The 23,754-nt window shown below is 43.3% G+C and carries 20 protein-coding genes, 1 tRNA gene and 1 riboswitch; of the genes, 11 read left to right on the top strand and 10 right to left on the bottom strand.

The window, feature by feature from the left end; all coding sequences use genetic code 11:
- Positions 1–27: 27 nt before the first annotated feature.
- The 7 genes from RS130_RS02505 (at position 28) to tdh (ending at position 11,616) form a co-directional block, all read left to right on the top strand.
- Positions 28–103: transfer RNA gene (locus RS130_RS02505), tRNA-Thr, on the top strand.
- A gap of 1,847 nt (positions 104–1,950) precedes the next feature.
- Positions 1,951–2,415, top strand: a complete 465-nt coding sequence (locus RS130_RS02500; protein ID WP_316024646.1) for a hypothetical protein — start codon at positions 1,951–1,953, stop codon at positions 2,413–2,415.
- 118 nt (positions 2,416–2,533) lie between these two features.
- Complete coding sequence (locus tag RS130_RS02495; RefSeq protein WP_316024645.1) at positions 2,534–5,110, top strand: DUF4011 domain-containing protein; 2,577 nt, start codon at positions 2,534–2,536, stop codon at positions 5,108–5,110.
- A complete protein-coding gene (locus tag RS130_RS02490; RefSeq protein ID WP_316024644.1) occupies positions 5,076–7,763 on the top strand; it encodes an AAA domain-containing protein in 2,688 nt (895 codons plus the stop codon). Before RS130_RS02495 ends, RS130_RS02490 begins: the two co-directional genes overlap by 35 nt.
- 553 nt (positions 7,764–8,316) lie before the next feature.
- On the top strand, positions 8,317–9,255 hold the full coding sequence (locus RS130_RS02485; RefSeq protein WP_316024643.1) for a metallophosphoesterase: 939 nt from the start codon (positions 8,317–8,319) through the stop codon (positions 9,253–9,255).
- A gap of 145 nt (positions 9,256–9,400) precedes the next feature.
- A complete protein-coding gene (locus RS130_RS02480) occupies positions 9,401–10,597 on the top strand; it encodes a glycine C-acetyltransferase (RefSeq protein ID WP_316027953.1) in 1,197 nt (398 codons plus the stop codon).
- Entirely contained in the window at positions 10,594–11,616 is a 1,023-nt protein-coding gene (gene tdh / locus RS130_RS02475; RefSeq protein WP_316024642.1) for an L-threonine 3-dehydrogenase, read from the top strand. Before RS130_RS02480 ends, tdh begins: the two co-directional genes overlap by 4 nt.
- Before the next feature lie 19 nt (positions 11,617–11,635).
- Here tdh and RS130_RS02470 read toward each other — a convergent pair whose 3' ends face one another.
- Positions 11,636–12,118: a GNAT family N-acetyltransferase gene (locus tag RS130_RS02470; protein ID WP_316024641.1), complete on the bottom strand. Its 483-nt coding sequence runs from the start codon at positions 12,116–12,118 to the stop codon at positions 11,636–11,638.
- Between the two features lie 10 nt (positions 12,119–12,128).
- A complete protein-coding gene (locus RS130_RS02465; protein WP_428982721.1) occupies positions 12,129–12,593 on the bottom strand; it encodes a YHS domain-containing (seleno)protein in 465 nt (154 codons plus the stop codon).
- Between the two features lie 313 nt (positions 12,594–12,906).
- Here RS130_RS02465 and RS130_RS02460 point away from each other — a divergent pair, with 313 nt between their 5' ends.
- Complete coding sequence (locus RS130_RS02460; RefSeq protein WP_316024640.1) at positions 12,907–13,365, top strand: pyridoxamine 5'-phosphate oxidase family protein; 459 nt, start codon at positions 12,907–12,909, stop codon at positions 13,363–13,365.
- 43 nt (positions 13,366–13,408) lie between these two features.
- On the top strand, positions 13,409–14,635 hold the full coding sequence (locus RS130_RS02455) for a mechanosensitive ion channel family protein (RefSeq protein WP_316024639.1): 1,227 nt from the start codon (positions 13,409–13,411) through the stop codon (positions 14,633–14,635).
- A 52-nt stretch (positions 14,636–14,687) separates the two neighbouring features.
- Here the strand turns inward: RS130_RS02455 and RS130_RS02450 are convergent, their stop codons facing one another.
- The gene (locus tag RS130_RS02450; RefSeq protein ID WP_316024638.1) at positions 14,688–15,359 is read right to left on the bottom strand and encodes an alpha/beta hydrolase; all 672 of its coding nucleotides are present in this window, start codon (positions 15,357–15,359) and stop codon (positions 14,688–14,690) included.
- Positions 15,360–15,380: 21 nt separating this feature from the next.
- The gene (gene cyaY, locus RS130_RS02445) at positions 15,381–15,698 is read right to left on the bottom strand and encodes an iron donor protein CyaY (RefSeq protein ID WP_316024637.1); all 318 of its coding nucleotides are present in this window, start codon (positions 15,696–15,698) and stop codon (positions 15,381–15,383) included.
- A 90-nt stretch (positions 15,699–15,788) separates the two neighbouring features.
- Here cyaY and gmk point away from each other — a divergent pair, with 90 nt between their 5' ends.
- The gene (gene gmk / locus RS130_RS02440; protein WP_316024636.1) at positions 15,789–16,436 is read left to right on the top strand and encodes a guanylate kinase; all 648 of its coding nucleotides are present in this window, start codon (positions 15,789–15,791) and stop codon (positions 16,434–16,436) included.
- Between the two features lie 27 nt (positions 16,437–16,463).
- Here gmk and thiH read toward each other — a convergent pair whose 3' ends face one another.
- Genes thiH through thiC form a run of 6 tightly spaced genes read right to left on the bottom strand, consistent with a single transcriptional unit; the run spans position 16,464 to position 22,997 of the window.
- Positions 16,464–17,573 carry a 2-iminoacetate synthase ThiH gene (gene thiH / locus RS130_RS02435; RefSeq protein WP_316024635.1) on the bottom strand — a complete coding sequence of 370 codons (1,110 nt, stop codon included), beginning with the start codon at positions 17,571–17,573 and terminating at the stop codon, positions 16,464–16,466.
- Positions 17,573–18,370 (bottom strand): thiazole synthase, encoded by a 798-nt coding sequence (locus RS130_RS02430; RefSeq protein ID WP_316024634.1) that lies wholly within the window; start codon positions 18,368–18,370, stop codon positions 17,573–17,575. The genes thiH and RS130_RS02430 overlap by 1 nt, the downstream gene beginning before the upstream one ends.
- Position 18,371: 1 nt before the next feature.
- Complete coding sequence (gene thiS, locus RS130_RS02425) at positions 18,372–18,596, bottom strand: sulfur carrier protein ThiS (RefSeq protein WP_316024633.1); 225 nt, start codon at positions 18,594–18,596, stop codon at positions 18,372–18,374.
- The gene (locus RS130_RS02420; RefSeq protein ID WP_316024632.1) at positions 18,596–19,441 is read right to left on the bottom strand and encodes a HesA/MoeB/ThiF family protein; all 846 of its coding nucleotides are present in this window, start codon (positions 19,439–19,441) and stop codon (positions 18,596–18,598) included. Before RS130_RS02420 ends, thiS begins: the two co-directional genes overlap by 1 nt.
- Positions 19,438–21,033 carry a bifunctional hydroxymethylpyrimidine kinase/phosphomethylpyrimidine kinase gene (locus RS130_RS02415; RefSeq protein ID WP_316024631.1) on the bottom strand — a complete coding sequence of 532 codons (1,596 nt, stop codon included), beginning with the start codon at positions 21,031–21,033 and terminating at the stop codon, positions 19,438–19,440. The genes RS130_RS02420 and RS130_RS02415 overlap by 4 nt, the downstream gene beginning before the upstream one ends.
- 2 nt (positions 21,034–21,035) lie before the next feature.
- The gene (gene thiC / locus RS130_RS02410) at positions 21,036–22,997 is read right to left on the bottom strand and encodes a phosphomethylpyrimidine synthase ThiC (RefSeq protein ID WP_316024630.1); all 1,962 of its coding nucleotides are present in this window, start codon (positions 22,995–22,997) and stop codon (positions 21,036–21,038) included.
- A 150-nt stretch (positions 22,998–23,147) separates the two neighbouring features.
- Positions 23,148–23,248, bottom strand: a riboswitch (TPP riboswitch).
- Between the two features lie 151 nt (positions 23,249–23,399).
- Between thiC and rpoZ the strand changes: the two genes are divergently transcribed.
- Complete coding sequence (gene rpoZ / locus RS130_RS02405) at positions 23,400–23,672, top strand: DNA-directed RNA polymerase subunit omega (RefSeq protein WP_316024629.1); 273 nt, start codon at positions 23,400–23,402, stop codon at positions 23,670–23,672.
- Positions 23,673–23,754 lie beyond the last annotated feature (82 nt).

The raw sequence follows: 23,754 nt of genomic DNA, 5'->3' as shown, positions 1-23,754 counted from the left end.
ATGGCGTCACTTAGAAGTAAAAACAGTGCCGACTTAGCTCAGTTGGTAGAGCAACTGACTTGTAATCAGTAGGTCACCAGTTCGACTCCGGTAGTCGGCACCATTTTTCTCTTTAATCACCGCAAATTGACTTGTAATCAGCAGCTAGACCTCATAGCAGTTCGACTCCGGTAGTCGGCACCATTTTTCTCTTTAATCACCGCAAATTGACTTGTAATCAGCAGCTAGACCTCATAGTAGTTCGACTCCGGTAGTCGGCACCATTTTTCTCTTTAATCACCGCAAATTGACTTGTAATCAGCAGCTAGACCTCATAGCAGTTCGACTCCGGTAGTCGGCACCACTTTTCGCTTTAATCACCGCAAATTAACTTGTAATCAGCAGCTAAACCTCATAGCAGTTCGACTCCGGTAGTCGGCACCATTTTTCTCTTTAATCACCGCAAATTGACTTGTAATCAGCAGCTAGACCTCATAGCAGTTCGACTCCGGTAGTCGGCACCATTTTTCTCTTTAATCACCGCAAATTGACTTGTAATCAGCAGCTAGACCTCATAGCAGTTCGACTCCGGTAGTCGGCACCATTTTTCTCTTTAATCACCGCAAATTGACTTGTAATCAGCAGCTAGACCTCATAGCAGTTCGACTCCGGTAGTCGGCAGCATTTTTTGCTTTAATCACCGCAAATTGACTTGTAATCAGCAGCTAGACCTCATAGCAGTTCGACTCCGGTAGTCGACACCATTTTTCGTTTTTCCAAAAGCATTTAAAGCATTCGCTTTGCTCACAAAGATTATTCACTTCGTTCACCCTATGTGCTTCGCGTACGGCATCCATGCCTTTTTTCAAGCCGCATCCCTGCGACCCGACTGACTTTTCTTCAACAGCTAAGAAAAGTAAGCAAGAGAAGCCGGCCTCCAAACAAATTCCTAATCCACCAAATAATCGTCTTCTATGTCAGACCGGCAATAAGCCGCTCCCAGCTATAAAAGATTGCCTTGTACAGATGTCCATATCTGTTCATCTGACAAGCCAATCATTTGATGGGGAATTTGTAGTCGCGGGTAAAATAACAACATCGGCTTCGCCGACAAAGGTCAAAGACAATATTTAAACTGCTCCAATTGAGACACCCATAACACCAGTGGGGATGTTAGGGGTAAAGTTGGTTGATTTTTAAGCTGCTACCAAAGTTTGGTTTCGTTATCCTATCGGCTATAGAGCTGGACTTTTTAGTTGCTCCAATTGAGACACCCATAACACCAGTGGGGATGTTAGGGGGTAAAGTTGGTTGATTTTTAAGCGGCAACCAAAGTCTGGCTTCGCTATTCTATCGACTATAGAGCTGGACTTTTTAGTTGCGGTTTTTGCTTGCTTTGGCGAATTGCGTTTAGTTCATAGAAATTGGATTCCTGCTAAAAGCATGCAGGAATGACGGGCTTTTAGGCCTATTCACCATTCCAATTAAGACACCCATAGCACTCCCATTGAGACACCCATAAAGCCAGCCGTTCCTGCTGTTTAAAGGGTCTCCTTAGTTAAGCGTGTGGTTTCTAGGGCATACGCAGCGTTCATCTCTTTTGTTGTGTATATTTCTTCATGGCAGCTACTAAACGCATTTGTTGAGGCTTGATAGGCTTCATCTTTGGTTTACTGTAAAACGTACAGCGACTCAACTTTAACGTGACCGGCTTCCGTTGGTCATTTTCATTGTGAAGAATGCTGAAGCTTTTGGCATAACCTTGGATGGCGACTAACTTCGCAGATTACAGTTTAAAGTCATATGTAAACTTATTACTTATGATCACCTTGTTGGTCTTGGTTATGGTGCCTCCAATAATGTGTCATGAGTTAATTTAAATCCCTATTGAACTAAAGTATGATAAGTCGGCAGAAAGGACCATTAACCCCTGTTGCAGAAGGGAAAATACAATGTGGAGGGATTCGAAAGATGAAAAATGTAACTATAGAGAGTACCGTTGTCGAAGAACCTTGTGTCGGGTGTGTAGATTTATCGGTTGATATTATTTCTACTTTTTCATTGGCCGCCCAGCAAAACTCTTACCCAGTATTAAAGTCTATTCGAGTTAGCTATCCAAAACACGATGAAAAAGAGTTGCCGTCTTATAGCTCGTTGACAATAAAATTGGATGGAATTGATGGATGGCTTAGCGAAGAGATTTGGCAGATTGATCAGTTGGAGCCAGGTCAATCTATTGGCATCAATTTAAAAGAACTTCGTTTCCCTTTCGAAAAGCTATTCGGTATAACTGAACAGATTACACATGAGCTTTCATTTTCCCTCTTCAGCGATAAACAAGACTTGCTCGCAGAACAACACGTTAAACTAGATATACTACCAGCCAATTTCTGGGGGCGAAGAAAGGCAACCAGCGCTTTTAGCCGCGTTTGTTAAGCCGAATGGCGTTTATGTTGAGTCTCTCGTAAGGCAATGTGTTCTTGCATTAGAAAAAGGTGGCTATGGGCGAGCGATTGACGGTTATCAATCAAACACGCGAGAAAAACCCTACTTAATGCTCGCCGCTCTTTGGAATGTTATCTTTAAAGAGAAGCTGGCGTATGTTAGCCCACAACAAGGCTTTGCCAGTAAAGGCCAAAGAATTAGGTTGGCTTCCGACATAAGCAATTCGCGAATGGTTGCGTGCCTAGATACTTCATTGTTATTTGCCAGCTGTATAGAGGCGATGGGGTTGAACCCCGTTATAGCGGTAACAAAAGGACATGCATTTGCGGGTGCATGGTTAATAGATGAAAAACTACCAGTTTTAACGAATGATGATCCACAAGATATTAGAAAGCGCGTTGACAATCGGGATTTGATTTTATTCGAAACTACGCTGGTTACAAATGACTCAGCCGTTACTTTTGAACAAGCGAAAGACCATGCGCGAGCTCTACTTGCTGAAGAAAACGAATCAGAGTTTGTCATGGTAGTTGACATCGCACAGGCTAGGACTCAATCAATTAAGCCGTTATCAACGGTAGAAGAAGTTAAGGAAGAAAGAACGTCGGAAGGTAGTGCGGATGAGCTTGATCTGCCAATAATTCCACCACTTCCACCTGTAAGAAAAGATGAGCAAGTAGTCGAGGATACGCCTGAAACCAGAATAGATATTTGGTCGAGAAAATTATTAGACCTTACAAAGAGAAATACCCTCTTGAATTTCAGCGACAGAGCAGTAGCTATTAAGCTCTATTGCCCTGACATTGCTGCGATGGAAGATATGCTGGCTGACGGTACGAAGTTCAAGTTTCTTTCTGCGCAAGAAAGTCCACACTTTACTCCCGGCCGAGACAGCGAGATATTTCGCCTGCAGACCGGGTCAGATGTACATCGCGATTACGCGCTAAGCCAAATCCAGAATAAGGTTTTGATTGCTAATCAGCCAGCGAAAAAGCTTGAAAAAAATTCTGTTGAGTTATTTAGACGAGCGAAGAATGACCTTGAAGAAGGAGGCTCAAATACCCTCTTTTTAGCGCTAGGATTCCTGAAGTGGAAAGAAAATTCCGAAGATTCGAAAAGCTATAAAGCCCCATTGCTTTTGATCCCCGTTAAACTCACTCGGCGAAGCGCTCGTGCTCCTGTATACGTAGAACAGTTACGAGAAGAAGAGCCAATTTTCAACCTTACGCTGATTGAGTTCCTTCAATCTGAGCACGACATAAGGCTTAATGAATTTAAAGATGAATTACCTGAGGATGACAGTGGTGTAGACGTACCTTTTATTTGGCAGCGAGTGCGAGACGCGGTTAAAGAACAAGCCGGATTTGAGCTTGTAGAAGAGCTGGTACTAAGTTCTTTTTCATTTGCGAAATATCTGATGTGGCGAGATCTGCGTGATCGACTTGATGACCTGAAAGAAAACCCTTTTGTTCAACATTTGATAGATAGTCCAAGAGAGCCATATCCGCAGGAAAGCAATTTTGTTAGCAGGGAAGACATAGACGAGAAGCTTGATCCAGCTGAAATATATACACCGCTCAACTGCGACAGCTCACAGCTAATAGCAGTCGATGCTTCTGCTAAAGCGCAAGACTTTGTTCTTGAGGGGCCTCCTAGCACGGGAAAATCTGAAACTATTGCCAATATCATTGCACACAATATAGGTATGGGGCGAAAGGTACTTTTCGTTGCTGAGAAAATGGCCGCACTAAATGTGGTTTATCGCCGACTTCAAAAGGTCGGGTTAGATCACTTATGCCTTGAATTGCATAGTAATAAGGCGAACAAGCGAACAGTATTGGAGCAGCTAAACGATGCTTGGCAAAAACGTGAAGGGCTAAATCCACGTACTTGGGAAGCGTCAGTCGCTGATCTTAAGCAGAAGAAAGAAAAACTAAACAACTATGTTAGGGCATTGCATCGAAAGAGTGATTTCGGTATATCAGCACGGGAGGCAATATCTTCAATTGCGCTTAACGTTGATACATTGAAAGTAAAACTTGAATGGCCGCAAGATTTGGCCGGTGCACCGATAAGGTCAGAAAGAGAACTGAAGTCAACACAAGAGTTGATTGAGCAGTTGTCTCTGGCTTATTCTGATGTACGCGACCTTAATATAGATGCATTCAGATTCGTTACTGCAACAGAATGGTCTAATGTTTGGCAGTCTAAACTTCTTATATCAATTGATGAGTGGCTGAAGAAGTCAAAGGCTATAGAAGATAGCCTAGTCGAATTGCTTCCTCTATTTGCTTTGGAGAGTATCGATCTAACTATTGTAAACCTTATTGCTCTAAAGAATGCCTATGCTCTAGCAGAGAAGGCTCTTGATCAGGATATCGCATTTGCTATCGATATGGGCGCAAAAGAGCGTATCGGAGTGATTCACGAGTTAGCGAGTTTAAAAGCGCAGTTTGATAGAACCCTCGGTGAAATATCTCACGGTGTTACGAGCGAGAACGTATCTAAAGTGCCTGTTCAACAGTGGAAAAAATTATCACAAGAAGCTGAATCTGGTTGGTTGAAGGCTTTTTTCAATAAGCGGAAGATCAATAAAGAAGCAGCCTCTCTGAGCATAGCTAAGATAACTGATTTTTCTATCATCGACAAGATTGGCCTCTCGCCAGGAGCAGAAGTTAGATATTGAAAGTAAGCTTCCGCACGTTGAAAAATATTCCATTTGGGAAGGGTGGGGAACTGATGCTGAAACTCTGCAAAACAAGGCTGAAACAGGAAGCGAAATTAGACGGGGTATTTCCGAACTCGTGTCCCTAACTGACGATCCTGCAGAGGTACTGATTCCTGTTAAAAAATGGTTTATTGATGGTAGAGAGTTTTTGGAGGGGTCTAAAATTTTTGCTATCGCTAAAACCTATTCAAAGACTATAGAAACATTTCTAAGTGTGAATGATGACCTTGAACAATTAGGAATACCTGTAGACAAAAAAGAATCTCTGCAGACTGTTTCAAACAGCTTGGGGAATATAAACGCCAATGCGAACAAGCTGAAAAATTGGTGTGAATGGCAATCAGCTAAAGAACAGACGTTATCGGTAAACCTTGAGATTCTATGCTCAGGGCTTGAGAACGGCTTAGTTAATCATGAAGAGCTGAGTCAGCAATTTAGAAGCGCATTCTGCTATTGGCTTGCGCCGCTACTAATTGACGAAGAGCATGAGCTTCGTCAATTCAAAGCTTCAACGCACGAACAAACTATAGAATCATTTAGGGAGCTTGACGAACGTGTGGCTGAAATTACTAGCGATTATATTGTAGCGTTGGCATCTGAGAGTAAGCCTGTCAAAGGCGCAAAGGATAATCCAAATGAGTTTGGTGTTCTTGCGAAAGAGCTTCAGAAAAAAACACGTCATATTCCCATCAGAGCCTTAATCAATCAGATTGGCGACTCGTTACTAGATTTGTGTCCTTGTTTGATGATGTCACCACTGTCTGTCGCACAGTTTCTGCCTTCTGATTTTAAAGGATTCGACCTAGTCGTCTTTGATGAAGCTTCACAGATGACCACTTGGGATTCTGTCGGTGCTATTGCTAGAGGTAAGAACGTAATTATTGTTGGCGACCCTAAACAAATGCCACCAACAAACTTCTTTTCTGCGGGAGGAAATTCGGAAGATCCTGACGAAGAGGATTTGGAATCAATTCTTGATCAGGCTCTGGCAGCAAGATTGCCGCTGAAGCGTTTGATGGGACATTACCGAAGTAAACATGAAACATTGATAGCCTTTTCAAATAGCAAATATTACGAAAACTCACTTGTCACGTATCCTTCGTCAGAAACCAAAGAGTCTGCGGTGTCTCTGCACCGAGTTAACGGTATATATGCAAAAGGTAAGGGGAGAAATAACACTGTCGAAGCTCAAGCAGTCGTAGATGAAATTGTACGCAGACTCTTAGGCAAGCAGGAGCACAACAAATCTATAGGTGTAGTAACTTTGAATACTGACCAGCAACGCACCATAGAGGACTTACTAGACGATGCGAGGAGACAGCACCCTTCAATCGAAAAGTATTTCCAAGACAGTCAAAGTAGAGATTCTGTATTTGTAAAAAATCTTGAGTCAGTTCAGGGAGATGAAAGAGACGTCATTATGCTTAGTCTAGCCTATGGGCCAACTGAGCCTGAAGCAAAAACAATGAGTATGAACTTCGGGCCACTTAATAAGGGCGGTGGTGAGCGTCGATTGAATGTTGCTATTACCCGAGCGACAACCGAAGTAGTCGTATTTTCTAGTTTCGACTCCTCAATGATTGACTTAAGTCGAACCAACTCGGTGGCCGTAGAACACTTAAAGCACTTCTTAGAATTTGCTGAAAAAGGCCCAATTGCGCTTGCTGAAATAGCCTCTGCAGATCATGGAGTAGATCAATTTGACAGTGATCTCGAAGAAGCTGTTGCTCAGGCATTGCGTGTTAAAGGCTGGAAAATTCAGACCCAAGTAGGAGTGAGTAGGTTCAGGGTTGATTTAGGGGTCTTGCACCCTGACAGGCCTGGAAAATATATCGCTGGTGTAGAGTGTGACGGTGCTACTTATCACGGTTCACCCACAGCAAGAGATCGAGATAGAGTAAGACAAATTATATTGGAAAGTCTTGGTTGGAATATTGTAAGACTGTGGTCTACCGACTACTTTGTCGATCCTGAGTCTGCGATTGATAAAGTTGACATGAAACTGCGAGAAATTCTTGTAAAGGAAAGAGAGCTAAGCACACCTTCAGAAGCAATTGTGCTTGGTGAAAATGTAAATGACGGGGTTGCTGTTGAGGACCTTTCCGAAGTAGCTGAAAGTGAAGCTTTAAAGAGTAAAGCCCTTAATGCCGACGATTATTTCGAGCCTCAGCATAAAGAGCTACTCACCTCCCTGGTAAAGGAAGTATTATCGGAGCGCCCAGGAATCACACTCCACTCATTAGCTTTGGAAATTGCTAACCTACACGGTCTCACAAGGACTAGTAAGAAGCAGATTGAGTATTTATGTAAAGTTGTAGAGCAATTTGCAGGTATTAATTGCAATGATGGCTATTCTCCTACACTCTGGCAGTCACCTGAAGACCGAGTTGATCTTATTGAGTGGCGAGGCGTTGATACTTTTGGATTTGAGAGGAAATGGAGTGAACTTGCATATGAAGAAGCGCTTGGCCTAGCGAAATTTGCAATTACGAAGAGCTCAGATTCTCCTATTGACGTAATGTGTGATGAGTTGAGGTTAAAGCGACGTCACGAAACAACGCTATCGAAATTTAATCAGTGGATAAGTGAGATAAGTGACAGAGTTTTGTGACCTACAATGCTCCAATTGAGACACCCATAAAACCAGTGGGGATGTTAGGGGGTAAAGTTGGTTGATTTTTAAGCTGCTACCAAAGTTTGGTTTCGTTATCCTATCGGCTATAGAGCTGGACTTTTTAGTTGCGGTTTTTGCTTGCTTTGGCGAATTGCGTTTAGTTCATAGAAATTGGATTCCTGCTAAAAGCATGCAGGAATGACGGGCTTTTAGGCCTATTCACCATTCCAATTAAGACACCCATAGCACTCCAATTGAGACACCCATAACACTCCCATTGAGACACCCATAAAGCCAGCCGTTCCTGCTGTTTAAAGGGGCTCCTTAGTTAAGCGTGTGGTTTCTAGGGTATACGCAGCGTTCATCATCCAGTATGTGCTTTGCTTATCAAGTGTGTTCTTCGCATGGAAGGGGTGATTAATGAGTGAACTTATGGACAAGTATTCATGAATTGTTCATCACTTTTGTTGTGTATTTTATTTAATATATCTAGGCAGTCATTGTTCAAGTCACGCAATGCATGGTGCATTGGTCGATAGGTGAGAAGGATATGAATTCTTTATTTGGTGATCTGTTAAAGATTAGCTCAGGGTTGATATGTCGGGGCACGTTAGTTGTTCTAGCGGCGGCGCATCTGAGTGCAACAGCGCAAAATGTGGCTGACAATTCTTCAGCAAAGTCTAATTTTACTCTTGCTGTAATAGCAGACTGTCAATATGCTGAACAGCCTGACAATGGCAAAAGGTTATATACCTTATGCCCTGATAAATTGCAGCAGGCGGTTGCTGTCTTAAATGCAAAAATGCCCGACGCAGTTATCCATTTGGGGGATTTTATCGATAAGGATTTCAAAAGTTTCGATAGATTATTGGCCATCACAGATAAGCTTGAGCCTCCAATGTATCATGTGTTAGGTAATCATGATTTCTCGGTGGCTGATGAATTTAAGACCCAAGTTGTTAGAAAATTAAGTGTCCCAGCTCGTTATTATGCTTTTGACCATTTTGACTGGCGCTTTATTGCATTAGATGGCAATGACGTGAGTACTTATGGTTGGCCAGAAAATACTGCAAAGCATGCCGAAAATATGGCTTTGTATCACGCTAAATATTCACAGCAAAAGCGTTGGAATGGGGCGTTGGGGGATGAGCAATTGGTTTGGCTCAAGCAAGCCTTAGACAAGGCTACAAGAGAAAACAAGAAAGTTGTTTTGCTCAGTCACTTCCCTATTTTTCCGGTGAACATGCATAATTTATGGAATGCCGCAGCAGTGCTAGAGTTGATTAAACCCTACAAAGTTGTGAAAGCTTGGTTTAGCGGGCATAACCATGATGGTCATTACGGAACAACCGAGGGCATTCACTTTGTCACCTTTCACGCCATGTTAGACACGCCCGACACCGCTTTTAGTTTCGTAACTTTTTCACCTAGTCAAATAGTGATTAAAGGACAAGGGCGTCAGCCTTCGATGCAATTAACAATACGTTAGCCTGGGTGAGCGATGCATGGTAGTGACTGGCAATTAATATTTACAGAGAGCCTAGCTGTAATTTTAATGAATAGTTTTGTGACTGGGGTATCTTGGTTATTCTGCTGTTTGCTTAACTACTCCCCCCATTTTTGAGGCAACAATGATGAAACGAGAATTCTTCGAGCGACTAAATCAACAGCTTGCTGACACAAAAGAACAAGGGTTGTTTAAAACTGAACGAATACTTCATTCAAGTCAACAAGCTGAGGTTGTGGTTCATCAAAATCAACCTGTACTTAATTTTTGTGCAAATAACTATTTAGGCTTAGCTAATCATCCGGCATTAATTGCTGCAGCGAAACAAGGCTTAGACTCTCATGGTTTTGGCATGGCTTCGGTGAGATTTATTTGTGGTACTCAAGATATCCATAAGCAATTAGAAGGAAAAATTAGCGAATTCTTAGGAACAGAAGATACGATTTTATATCCATCGTGTTTTGATGCAAATGGTGGGTTATTTGAAACCATCTTATCGGCTGAAGATGCGATAATTTCCGACAGCTTAAATCATGCCAGTATTATCGATGGTGTGCGTTTGTGCAAGGCCAAGCGCTATCGCTATGCCAATAACAATATGCAAGCCCTAGAAGCGCAATTAATCCAGGCAGACGCCGACGGAGCTCGAACTAAGCTGATCGCCACAGATGGTGTTTTTTCTATGGATGGGGTAATTGCCGATTTAAAGTCGATTTGTGACTTAGCCGACAAATATCAAGCTCTGGTGATGGTAGATGATTGCCATGCCACGGGGTTTGTTGGTGAAAGTGGTCGCGGCAGTCATGAATATTGTGGTGTGATGGGGCGAATTGATATTTTAACCGGTACCCTAGGTAAAGCACTTGGTGGGGCGTCTGGTGGTTATACATCCGGTAGCAAAGAAATAGTGAACTGGTTACGTCAACGCTCTCGCCCCTATCTGTTTTCAAATTCGGTTGCGCCGCCTATTGTTTCAGCTTCATTGCAGGTCTTTGATATGATGCATGAAGGTGATGCCTTAAGAAAACAGTTAAACCGCAATAGCCAGCATTTTAGAGCTCGTATGACTGAAGCAGGTTTTACTTTGTCGGGCAAAGATCATGGGATTATTCCAGTGATGTTAGGCGATGCCAAGCTGGCCAGTGAAATGGCTGAACGCATGTTGCAAAAAGGCATCTATGTAGTAGGTTTTTCTTTTCCGGTGGTACCTAAAAACCAAGCCCGTATTCGTACGCAAATGTCTGCCGCACATAGCCTAGAGCAGGTAGACCAAGCGGTTGACGCATTTATTCAAGTGGGCCAAGAGTTAGGTGTCATAGCATGAAAGCGCTAGCGAAACTGTATAGCCAGCCTGGTATTTGGGCTACTGAGTGCGAAATCCCAGAAGTCGGGCACAATGACTTATTGATTAAAATTCACAAAACCGCCATTTGTGGAACCGATATGCACATTTATAACTGGGATGATTGGTCACAAAAAACCATTCCTGTCCCCATGGTGATAGGTCATGAATATGTAGGCGAAGTAGTGGCACTAGGGCAGGAGGTGAGAGGGTTTGCGGTAGGCGATCGCGTTTCAGGTGAAGGGCACATCACCTGTGGACATTGCCGCAATTGCCGAGCCGGACGCCGGCACTTATGTCGTAATACCACGGGGGTAGGGGTAAATCGACAAGGTGCTTTTGCTGAGTATTTAGCCATCCCCGCATTTAACGCATTTAAGATACCAGACAATATTTGCAGTGACTTGGCGGCAATATTTGATCCATTTGGCAATGCAGTTCACACTGCTTTGTCTTTTGACTTAGTTGGCGAAGATGTGTTGATTACAGGCGCAGGACCAATCGGCATCATGGCCGCTGGCGTGGCAAGGCATGTAGGTGCGCGCAATGTAGTGATTACAGATGTGAATGAATATCGTCTCGACCTAGCCCGAAAAATGGGGGCCACTTGTGCCGTTAATGCGGCCAGCACGGGCCTTAAAGATGTGATGGCCGACTTAGGCATGACCGAAGGTTTTGATGTGGGGCTTGAAATGTCTGGGGTGCCGACAGCACTACGAGGTATGCTAGATAATATGAACAATGGCGGTAAAATTGCCATGCTTGGTATCCCGCCAAATGACGTGGCGATTGATTGGAATCAAGTTATTTTTAAAGGGCTGACGATTAAAGGGATTTATGGCCGTGAAATGTTTGAGACATGGTATAAAATGGCTAGCTTGATCCAAAGCGGTTTAGATTTAATGCCCATCATTACCCATCAATTCCCGATCCAAGAATTCCAGAAAGGTTTCAATGTCATGGGATCGGGTCAATCCGGTAAAATTATTTTAAATTGGTAGCTGCTAATAAAGAGGGGGATCACAGCGGCATGTTTAGCAAAGGTAAGAACCGGCCGGGAATACTTTGTGATTCTGCCTCACCTACTTTTATCGCTCCTTGAGACAGATAAAAACCTTCAGCAAAAGGGTCGCTTTGGATCTGCATCTTACTACAATGGTGCTTTTTACTATTGCTTATGGCATGTTCAAATAATTGCTTGCCGAGCTTTTCGCCAATACAACAAGGAGATACAAATAGCGCGCTAAGCTCTACTTGATGCTGCTGCGTAAAGTGTAAGGCGTAAAACCCAGCTAGCGAAGCAGTTGTGTTATCTTTGGCCACAACAAAACACCAATTATCCGCGGCAATTTGGGCAGCTGTATAAGTTAGCTCTTGCTGGCAATCTTTTAAAAACTCAGCAGTATAATCCCAATAACCTTTTGAACGAATGGCCAGTTCTGACAGAGCTGCCGCATCTTCTATCGACGCGGCTTGTAATTGGAAACGCTGTATATTATGCATAGAACTCAGGTTAGTAGTTGCTTACATCGGTTGCGATTGGATAGAACTTATCAGCTTGCTGAATATAGTCCAATTGCTTTTTATGCCACTTAGCTTGCACGCTTTTGCTGTAATTTAAATACAGTTTTCCTTCATGTATGTCCCAAGCTTCGCCATCTATTCGAACAGTATTACCCTCATCTGCCATGGCATAGGCACACCAACCTCCGTACTGTGGCGCATATTTTTCTGGAGCAGCTTTAAACAAATCTAGGTTTTGTTGGCTTGAAAACTGCCAGTCGGCACCACGCCAAGTCAGGATGTACTGTTCATTGCCCTTTATGGCTTTAGATTGCGTAAAATAGGCCACGGTATCGTAACCATCAATCGCAGTATTGTTAAAAAATCCAGTATTGATGGCATCGTCTGCGGCTAAAACAGTTTCGCTGAAAAAACCAATTATTAAAAGGGTCATTAATTTTTTAAAATGAGACATCGTTATTTCCTTAAGTAAGCATATTTTGTGAATGAATGTAATGCCTATATAAACCGAGTCTTGAGTATTTAAATTTCTTCACATTTTTATCACAGTCAGCCATTTCTCCGTAACAAGATTACTCCACTAGTGTGTAATTATTTCATAGTGTCTTTTTTCTGAAGTCTGCAAATTCCGTTATCTATCTGTAACCCATTGAAATAAAATATTTTTAATTTAACGTTTGATTGGAATGTAAGATGCATTAGCTTACTCATCGAACCAAAGTTGGGCTCGATATTTTTCATTAATCAAACCAGTTAGGGAGTAGAACGTGTCGAACGAACTTAAAAAACAGTTATGGGATGATTTAGCTGACCAAGGATCTGTGATGGTAGGACTGTCGCACCACTGTGCACATAGTGAACCTATGCATGCCCATGTAGACAAAGACAGAGAAAACTGTTTTTGGATTTTCACTAAAAAAGACAACCGGATCGCAGCGGGTGGCAAAGCAATGGTGCAATTTGTCAGTAAAGGGCATGACTTATTTGCTTGTGTGATGGGCACATTGGTGGCTGAAGTAGACGATAGTAAAGTGGACCAATTTTGGTCTACAGGGATAGAAGCCTGGTATGCCAAAGGCAAAGATGATCCCGGTTTATTGTTGATGCGTTTTGATTTAATCGACGGTGAGATTTGGACTAATGATCCTAGCTTTACTGGCATGTTAAAACTGGCCACAGGGGCTAAGGTTACCGGTAAAGAATTAGGCGAACACACCGTTATTTAAGATCAGGCTAGCTATTAGCTTAATTATGGGGAAGGAACTAATTATGCAACTACGCAGTTTATTTGTTTTATTGATGCTTTTTGTCGTGCCGTGTTCCTTTGCCCACGCCGATTTCTCATTTCTCCTGTCGCAACCTCACTCTTGGCCGGTATCTTCGCCGTTGGAACTAGCTAATGTAAATACCGAAGCGCCAAGCGTCTTAAGCAGTGACGAAGGGTTTATCAGTGCTGAAACTAGCTTAATTTGGCAAGATCTACAAAATAACTGGCAGTTGTTCCTGCAAAAGCTACCCACTATTGGCTTAGGGTTCTTGCTGCTTGTAGTGATAGTATTGCTAGCTAGGCCTCTTTCAGAGTTATTCGTAAGGCCTATTACTTTTGTTAGCAGCAGCCAACTCATTCGACTCGTGACTAGGCGCTTAATCAGCGTGTTGTTTATCCTATTTGGTTTGTATCTATTCTTACGTTTTGCTGGCTTAAGCGAGTTCGCTGTGGCGGTACTATCCGGTACTGGCGTAATTGGTTTGATCATTGGTTTTGCTTTCAAAGATATCGCTGAAAATTTCATTTCTAGTTTGTTACTGAGTATTCAAAAGCCATTCAAGATAGATGACATCATTGAAGTTGAAGGGAGACTAGGTGTCGTCAAACAGGTGACCGCTCGTGCTACGACTTTAGTCGACTTTGACGGTGATCATGTGCAAATTCCAAATGCTATTGTTTATAAAAACATTATTCGTAATTTAACGGCCAATCCGAAATCACGAGGTAGTTTTGTGATTGGCATTGGTTACGATTCGAGTATTATCGAATCACAAAAGTTGGCGCTGAATATTCTACAATCCACAGACGCTGTGTTAACCGAGCCAGAGCCGCAAGTGTTAGTCGATGTGCTTGCGTCTTCTACTGTGAATTTAAAAGTCTATTTTTGGGTGAATGTGCATGAGCATAGTTTACTTAAGGTAGGGTCATATTTAATGCGTGCCATTATGCGTGAGTTTGAAAAACAAGGGATCAACATGCCAGATGATGCGCGAGAGGTTATTTTTCCTCAAGGCATTGCTGTGCATCAAGCAGATGGCCTTGAAGCTAAACAACGAAATGCGTCTAACGCCAACAATACCAATCCTAACGACCAGCCTCGACTAAGGCGTGCTGCGGTGGATTGGCAAAATAATGAACAGCAAGAAGACCTTGCCAGTGACGTAGAGGATATTCGTCAACAAGCTAAAGAAGCAACTGACCCAGAAAAAGGCCAGAATATTTTGTAATACCTGGCACTGAATTCAAGGTTCGTTTTGTGCCAGAGCCTCTACTTAACGCTTAAGCCAATACTTTTTGTAACCAGTTGGAAATATCGTTTATCTCCTGCATACAGACATTATGTTGCATCGCATATTCACTCCAAGATGCAGGGTAGCCGTTACTTTGGAGAGTGTTGAATGCGGCATTCCCCATAGCCATAGGGACGACGTCGTCTTGTTGGCCATGGGCTACAAATATTGGAGTGTGCTTGTTGGCGGTATGGGCTTCAGCACTCAAGCTTTCTGGCTCGCACATATAGCTTGATAGCGACATAATGCCTGCCAGTTTTTGTTCAATGCGAGTACCTAAATGCAAGGCAATCACCCCGCCTTGAGAAAATCCAGCCAAAACAATTCTATTGGCCGGAATACCTTGGGCGATCTCTTGTTCGATTAAGGCTTGTACTAAGGCTGAGGATTCATCGACACCCGCTCTATCAGCTCGGCTATTAAAGTCCATACTTTTGATGTCATACCAAGCGCGCATTTCCATACCATTATTGACAGTGACAGGACGAATAGGTGCATGGGGGAAAATAAAACGTACAGCTAATGCTTCAGGTATGTGTAGCTCAGGCACTATGGGGGCAAAGCCATTGCCTGAATCCCCTAAACCATGCAGCCAAATGACTGCGGCTTTGGCGGGGGTTGTTGGGTTTACTTCTACATAGGGTAAATCTTGTTGGCTCATTCAAATACTCTCGTTTACTTTTTATTTGCGCAAAGATACGTTTTGTCCCGCTTGCTTGGTCGCGGCTTCATCTAAGAAAGACCAAAACTCTACGCCGGTGCGCTCATCTATCCAAAGCTCATCTTGGAAGTTAAAATGATGGCCATTGAATTTAGTCGCCACCCATAACTGATGTAATGGAGGCTGTTTATTGATGATGATTTTTGTGCCGTTTTCGAAGGTCATTGTTAAAATGCTGCCCGCAGATTCGTAATCAATGTCTACTTCACATTCGTCTAACATTTCTTCAATGCTTAGTAATAAGTCATCGGTCATTTGGTGGTATTGGCTATCGTTCATTATTTTACTCGTTTGTAATCTGCCGTTTTGCTAGCAATATGCTAACATTGCTAGCTATTCGCGCCACTAATAATTAATGATTAATCGCTTATGTCACATACTCTCGGAAACTTATTTATTCTTACTGCACCCTCAGGGGCTGGAAAATCTAGCTTAATTAAAGCCTTATTAGAAAAACATCAATCAAACAATGCTCACAATAATGAGATGCAGGTCTCGGTCTCTCATACCACCCGAGCACCAAGACCGGGTGAAGTTGACGGCATTCACTATCATTTTGTTGATAGAGCTGAGTTTGAAGCTTTAATCAAACAAGATGCATTTTTTGAATGGGCCGAAGTATTTGGTAACTATTACGGCACATCTAAGATTGTGATTGAGCAAACCCTACGTCAAGGCATTGATGTGTTTTTAGATATTGATTGGCAAGGAGCGCGTCAGGTTAAGGCACAAATCCCTGATACCGCTACAGTGTTTGTTGCTCCTCCTTCTAAACAAGAGTTGCAAAGCCGATTAACCAAGAGAGGCCAAGATTCTGCTGAGGTAATTGCCCAAAGAATGGAAAAAGCGGTATCCGAAATTTCTCATTATCACGAGTTCGATTATATTGTGGTGAACGACAATTTTGCTGCGGCCTTAGCCGAATTAGACGCCATAGTGATCACTCGTCGTTTACGTAAAGAAAAACAAATTATTCGTCACCAACAGTTATTTGAAAACTTGCTAGGTGGTGTCTAGTTTATGTCATTTTAAGCTGGCGTAATATTAACGCCAGCCACTTTCCCAGTCTTTAAAAATAGCTTGATAACCTTTATTGGCGATCATATTAGCGATTAACTCTACCGACCGTTGGTCACTGATTTCAAATTGATCTAACTCAGCTGTAGCCGCGGCGTATCCTCCTGGTTGTGTTGAGCTGCCGGCACTCATGTGAGTAATGCCTAGTGGCAATAGGTTGTCTCGTAATTGTGCTGATTCTCTGGTCGATAAGCTAATCTCCAGCTGTTCACTAAATAGTCTGAACGCACAGATCACTTGTACCAAGCCCAAATCAGTCATTGGACTTTTAGGTTGAATGCCCCCGACACAAGGACGTAGCCTAGGTAAAGATACGCTGTATTTGCTGCGCCAGTAGGTGTTTTCTAAATAATGTAAATGATGACCCATCATCAAGGCGTCCAGTCGCCAATCATCGAGCCCCAACAACACGCCTAAACCTATTTTATCTATACCGGCCTGGCCTAATCTGTCAGGACTATTCAGGCGGTAGGTAAAATCACGTTTTTTACCGCGGGTGTGGTGTTGGGCGTAGGTGCGGGCTTGGTACGTCTCTTGATAAAGCATCACCGAGTCTAAGCCTAAACCCTTAAGCTGAGCGTACTCACTTATTTCTAGAGGTTGAACTTCCATGGCTAGGTGACTGAAATGTTGTTTGACCTGAGGCACTACCTGTTTAAAGTACTGGATACCTACCTTAGTTTCATGCTCACCGGAAACCAACAATACCGAGTCGAATTGCCGTTGCTTAATAATTTGAATTTCTGTGGCAATCTCCTCAACGTTGAGCACTTTACGTTTTATTTTATTGCTCATGGTAAAGCCGCAGTAGTCGCACTCATTGGCACAGAGGTTAGATAAATATAAGGGGATGAATAAACCAATGTTATGGCCAAAGCGCTGCTGAGTTAAGGCCATAGCTTGCTGAGCCATTTGTTCAATATAAGGCTCGGCTGCGGGAGACAACAAGGCCATTAAGGCTGACAACTTACCGGCGGGTTGCTGTAAGGCTCCTTCTACATCTAACGATGTGCTGCTGTACATCGCCATACGTAAATGGGCTTGGTCTAGGTCTGCAAATATGTCAGCAAATGCCATTAGTTAGTGCCCATATTTGATTGTGCTGAACAATCCGCCTGAAGAAAGCCTGTTAACGGACTAGTATTGTGAGCTTGATTACTGACTTGGCCAAGTCCCGCAAGGTGGGCCTGATGGCCGCAGTGTACTGCTTGCTTAAAACACTGTGCCATAGTTACTGGGTGCTTACTTGATGCTATAGCGGTATTGACGAGTACTGCGTCAGCTCCCATTTCCATTGCCGCAGTCGCATCGGAAGGACGACCAATGCCAGCGTCGACAATCACGGGAACATTGGCTTGTTCGATAATTATCTCAATAAACTCCCGTGTTAATAAACCCTGATTGCTGCCAATTGGGCTACCTAAGGGCATTACAGCGCTACAACCTACTTCTTCTAATCTGTGGCATAACACTGGGTCAGCATGTACATAAGGCAATACAACAAAGCCCAGTTTGACTAGTTGCTCTGCGGCTTTTAACGTTTCTATGGGGTCGGGCATTAAGTATTTGGGGTCGGGATGTATTTCCAGTTTTAGCCAATTAGTGTTAAACATTTGCTGGGCTAATTGGGCGGCGAAAATGGCTTCTTCTGCATTACGTGCCCCCGAGGTGTTTGGCAGTAATTTAATCCCCAACTTTGTTAAAGGTGCCATTAGGTTATCTGTGCCTTGTTCTTTATCAATACGCTTTATGGCAAGAGTCACAAGTTCTGAACCTGATGCAATTAAGGCATCTAACATTGTTTGAGTGCTGCTAAATTTACCCGTGCCAGAAAATAGTCTGGAGCCAAAAGTGTGGTTTGCTATGGTTAACACATTATCCCCCTGCTACGGCGCTAAATATTTCAAAACGTTCTTGATTTCGACACAATCGGCTTTGCCAATAGCTTCGTGGAATAATATTTTGATTAACTACTAGCGCCACATTTGCCAGCTCGATTGATTCGTACTCGCTCAGGTATTGCTCTACTGCATGTTGTAAATTGCTGCCGTTCTTAACGGCTAATTTCTGTTGATTAATATAAATGTCTAACATCAACATCAGTGGTTTCCTTTCTTAGTGTTATCGTTTCGCGTTTTGATGTCTGCACAGGCGGTTGTGGACACATTTTGGCAAACTGAACAAAGGGGGTCCCTTTGTCTAGTGATCTTTCGCCAGCTTAAATGTCTGCTTGTAAAAATATGCAGCGCCGGGATGGGCTCATTTATCTCTAAAATCTGTTGTAAGGTCATCAATGACTGCATACTCGCTACCACACCCACAGTAGGGCCAAGCACGCCCATTTCCGCGCATGTAGTGGTGGTGTGTTGTTGTTTAAAAATACAGTGGTAACATCCTTGTTCAGGGTAGCGGCGCGTGTCAATCAACATGAGTTGGCCATCAAACCCGGATACGGCAGCACTCACTAGCGGCACTTGATTGGTTACGCACCAAGTATTGACTGCTTGTCGGGTAGGCATATTGTCTGAGCAATCTAAGATTGTGAGCTGTTGCTGATCAAATGCTTTCTTAAGCTCGATATTATTCGCCAATAGTTGCTGTATGTTGGCTGGAGAAAATAACAAAGAGTGGGTGCTTACATTCTTTTTATCGCTTAATTTTGTTAGTTTGAGCTGAGCCTGCGTTACTTTTTTATGACCAATATCAGCAGGGCTATAGAGTATTTGTCGGGGCAGGTTTGAAAGCTCGACTTCATCGTCATCCATAAGATGTAAATGGCCAATACCCGCTGCAGACAGTTGCTGAGCGCAGTGGGTTCCTAACCCGCCCATACCAACAATCAGTATCCGCTGTTTGAGTAATGTTAATTGGCCCGCTTCTTCTACTTGGGGCAGTAGCACTTGGCGATAATATTGCTCCAATTGTTTATTGGTTAACTGAGTCATTGGTTTTGCTGCCAATGATGTTGCAGGTTTTGCCAACTTAGTCCTGGATTTACCGCCTCTTCAATGGCTCTGACAACAGCAATATCATCTATTTTGCTTTGTTTAATTGTCGCCATGTTTTCAGCGTTAATGCCACCAATGGCGACTAAGGGCAGCTTACCTTGTAGTAATTGTCCATAGCGACTGAGCTTGGATAAACCTTGAGGTTGAGAGGGCATGCTTTTAGTCGGAGTTGGGAATACATGACCAATAGCTAAGTAGCTAGGGTTACGTTGTGCAGCCAGTAATATTTCGAAATAGCCGTGGGACGATAAACCTAATGCTAAGCCTGCATCAGCTATTTGTTTTAAATCTGCCTCTAACATATCTTCCTGGCCTAAATGTACACCAAACGCGTGATGCTTAATCGCCAACTGCCAATGGTCATTGATAAACACCTGAGCTTGGTATTGTCTGCCTAAATCAATGGCTTGTTTGATATTTTGCTCTAACTCTACGGGCTCTATAGAACCCTTAATTCTTAGCTGCACGGTTAAGGCGCCTGCCGCTAGTACTTGTTCTAGTACGCCAACGGATTGAGTTACTGGATACACTTGTAGAGGTGTTTGCACTTTGGTAAAGCGTAATTTTTCATTTAAAAGCAGGCTTTGTTGTGCGGGTAGTATAATAGTAGGGAAATCACTAAGCCGCTGCGGCCAACCGTTTCGACTTAAAACACCGGGTCCTTGTCCAACGGCATAACCTGCAGTTAGCCCTTGATTGACGTACGCTTTGGCAATGCAAATGGCATCTAACAGCGGGTAGCCAAGCGCCATAGCACTGGCGATACCAGACGAATAAGTACAGCCCGTGCCATGATTATGCTGGGTGGCAATTCGGTGGCTGCTAAAGCCAATTAGCTGTTGTAGATGTTTGGCTGAGGTATGTTCAATTTGTTCTGTGTATAACCAATCTACCGCTTGTTGACTGGCTTGATCTCCGCCAGTTAGCAACACATTAGTACCTGTCTTCTGCACAAATTTCTGTAGCTGTTGTTGCCAGTCATCGTGCATGTTTTCGCTGTGATTGGTTTCGGTCAAACGACAAAACTCTGAATAGTTGGGGGTAATCAGAGAGACCTGTTTAGCCAATGCCAAATAGTCGCTAGTGGAAGGTGCTGCAGTTGACTCTGTGAGCATGTGTCCGTTGCTCGCTAACATCACTGGATCCCAAATGACCGGAATAGACTGCCCCAGCTTTGCAGCCAAAGCGTCTAGGTTCGTCTGCAACCAATGACTGAGTAATCGTACTTGTTGAGCGCTCGTTAACACGCCGATTTTTATTCCTTTGGGCGGCATATCTGCGGCTAGGCAATTTAACTGTGCAGTCAATACCGCTGCATCGCTGGTCGTTAATTGACTAATGTGAATTGAATTTTGCGCAGTAATAGCGGTTACCACGTTACATGGGTGTCCGCCTAAGTCATGAATGGTTAGCGTGTCAGCTTGAATACCCGCGCCACCACCACTGTCTGAAGCAGCAATGCTCCAGACAATAGGTTTAGGCTCATCGGTGCTCGCAGCAGATAAGTGTTGATGCTGTGTACTATGCATGTTTATTTCGAACCTTGACCCACTTGCTCGTTAACGGGTGTATAAATATTGGCTCCTTGGGCTTTAAACTCTTTCGATTTGATATCCATAGCTTGCATTATTTCTGTCTCGCTCAACATGCGGCTTTCTACTAAGCGGGTGGCATCTTGCTCTACATCGATTGGTTGGGTTGCTGCATAATCACGCACCTCTTGGGTAATTTTCATGGAGCAAAATTTAGGTCCGCACATGGAGCAAAAGTGTGCGACTTTGGCTGATTCTTGCGGTAGAGATTCATCGTGATACGCGCGAGCGGTATCGGGGTCGAGCCCTAAGTTATATTGGTCTTCCCAGCGAAACTCAAAGCGCGCTTTAGACAAAGCATTATCACGAATTTGTGCCGCAGGATGGCCTTTAGCTACATCTGCTGCATGGGCGGCAATTTTGTAAGCAATAAGCCCTTGTTTGACATCTTCTTTATTAGGTAAGCCTAAGTGTTCTTTGGGCGTGACGTAACATAACATCGCGACGCCATACCAACCAATTTGAGCGGCACCAATCCCCGAAGTAAAGTGGTCATAGCCTGGTGCGATATCTGTTGTTTGCGGACCAAGGGTATAAAACGGTGCTTCATGACAGATTTCAAGTTGCATCTCAACATTCTCTTTTATGAGTTGCATAGGAATATGTCCAGGGCCTTCGACGATAGTCTGTACATCGTATTCCCAAGCGACTTTCACCAGCTCTCCCAAGGTTTGTAATTCGGCAAATTGGGCTTCATCGTTGGCGTCAGCAATACAGCCTGGGCGCATGCCGTCACCTAATGACAATGACACATCGTAGGCTGCACACAGTTGGCAAATCTCTCTGAAGTGTTCATACAAAAAGCTCTCTTTGTGATGGTACAAACACCACTTCGCCATAATCGAACCGCCGCGAGATACAATACCGGTTAGTCGCTTAGCGGTCATGGGAACGTAACGCAGTAACACGCCGGCATGAATAGTAAAATAATCCACGCCTTGCTCGGCCTGTTCAATTAAGGTGTCGCGGAACACTTCCCAAGTTAGATCTTCGGCGACGCCATTGACCTTTTCGAGGGCTTGGTAAATAGGCACTGTGCCAATAGGTACTGGTGAGTTACGTACTATCCATTCTCGAGTTTCGTGAATATATCGTCCAGTAGACAAATCCATTACAGTATCGGCGCCCCAGCGAGTCGACCAAACCAATTTTTCTACCTCTTCTTCGATAGATGAGGTTACAGCTGAGTTACCTATGTTGGCGTTGACTTTAACTAAAAAGTTACGACCAATGATCATAGGTTCGGCTTCGGGGTGATTAATATTAACCGGAATAATTGCTCGTCCGCGAGCCACCTCATCCCGTACAAACTCAGCGGTGATGGGTTGTCCGATTGTGGCACCGAAAGCATGTCCAGCCGCTTTTTGAGTCAAGACATCTTGGCTAACGTGTTCTCTAGCCATATTTTCACGAATCGCGATGTATTCCATTTCTGGAGTAATAATACCTGCTTTAGCGTAGTGCATTTGCGTGACACATTTGCCTGCTTTGGCTTTAAGTGGTTTATCTAGTGAGTCGAAACGTAGGTGATCTAAGCCATCATCAGCCATACGCTGTTGGGTATAGCGTGAGCTGGCATCTGGCAATTGTTCAACGTCTTTACGCTGAATAATCCAGTCCCTTCTAAGCTTAGGTAGGCCATGACGTACGTTAATGTTGGCATCAGGATCAGAGTAGGGCCCAGCGCAGTCGTAAACCATTATGTCAGGATTAGCTTCTGTCACAGGTTCAGACTCGGTTCCTCCTAGAATAGTATCGGTCTGTTGAATTGCTCGCATACCAACTTGGATATCATGTTGGATCCCTGGTAAGTACACTTTGCTTGAATTGGGGTGGAGTAAGGGTTTTAAATTATCAATAAATTGTTGTGCTTGCGCACGAGTTTGACGACGATTTGACATTAGCAATCTCACAAATACAGTTGAAAAGGAAGTTGCTTGTCTGGAGAGGTATTTTGTTGAAAAGCACCAGTAATTCAGGTTGATAGTTTGACCATGAAATTATTGGTTAACGGAGCTAAATATTTGATCTTAATTATTAAAAATCATAGATTCATGCTCTCGCTTGTTTCCTTCGCGAGTACTAACTCGATCAGGTTCAACGGATCCCGAATTAACGGTCTCAGCCTAAAAAGGCACTCCGACAAGAGCGCTTAGTATACGGGCAAGAAGAAAAAAGATTCAAGGTATTTTAATTTATTTCGGTTAGATTGATCATTTGCCGATCAAATAGCTTTTAAAGTGCTTAATTAATAAGTACACTATGCGACCTTTTTTTCATATTAACACCCGATGGAGATCATCATGGCTCGCGTAACAGTTGAAGATGCTGTAGATAAAATTGGCAATCGTTTTGATTTGGTTCTAGTGGCCGCTCGTCGTGCTCGTCAAATTGCAATTGAAGGTAAAGACCCTTTAGTTCCAAGAGGCACAGATAAGCCTACTGTTCTTGCATTGCGTGAAATTGAAGAAGGACTGGTCACTGCTGATACATTAGACGCAGAAACCCTCCGTGATCAACAAGAGCAAGATCAAGCAGAATTTGCCTCTGTAGCGAATATTCTTTCTGCAGAATAACGTTTTTTTTAGCTTACGGCTACATTTATTAGTGTTAGCCGTTGGCTTGTGTCCTTTTTCCTCGTATTCTAATAACCTGATT

The sequence above is a fragment of the Paraglaciecola aquimarina genome (genome assembly GCF_032464635.1).
Classification (GTDB): Bacteria; Pseudomonadota; Gammaproteobacteria; order Enterobacterales; family Alteromonadaceae; genus Paraglaciecola; species Paraglaciecola aquimarina.
This window is presented reverse-complemented; position numbering and strand designations above follow the sequence as displayed.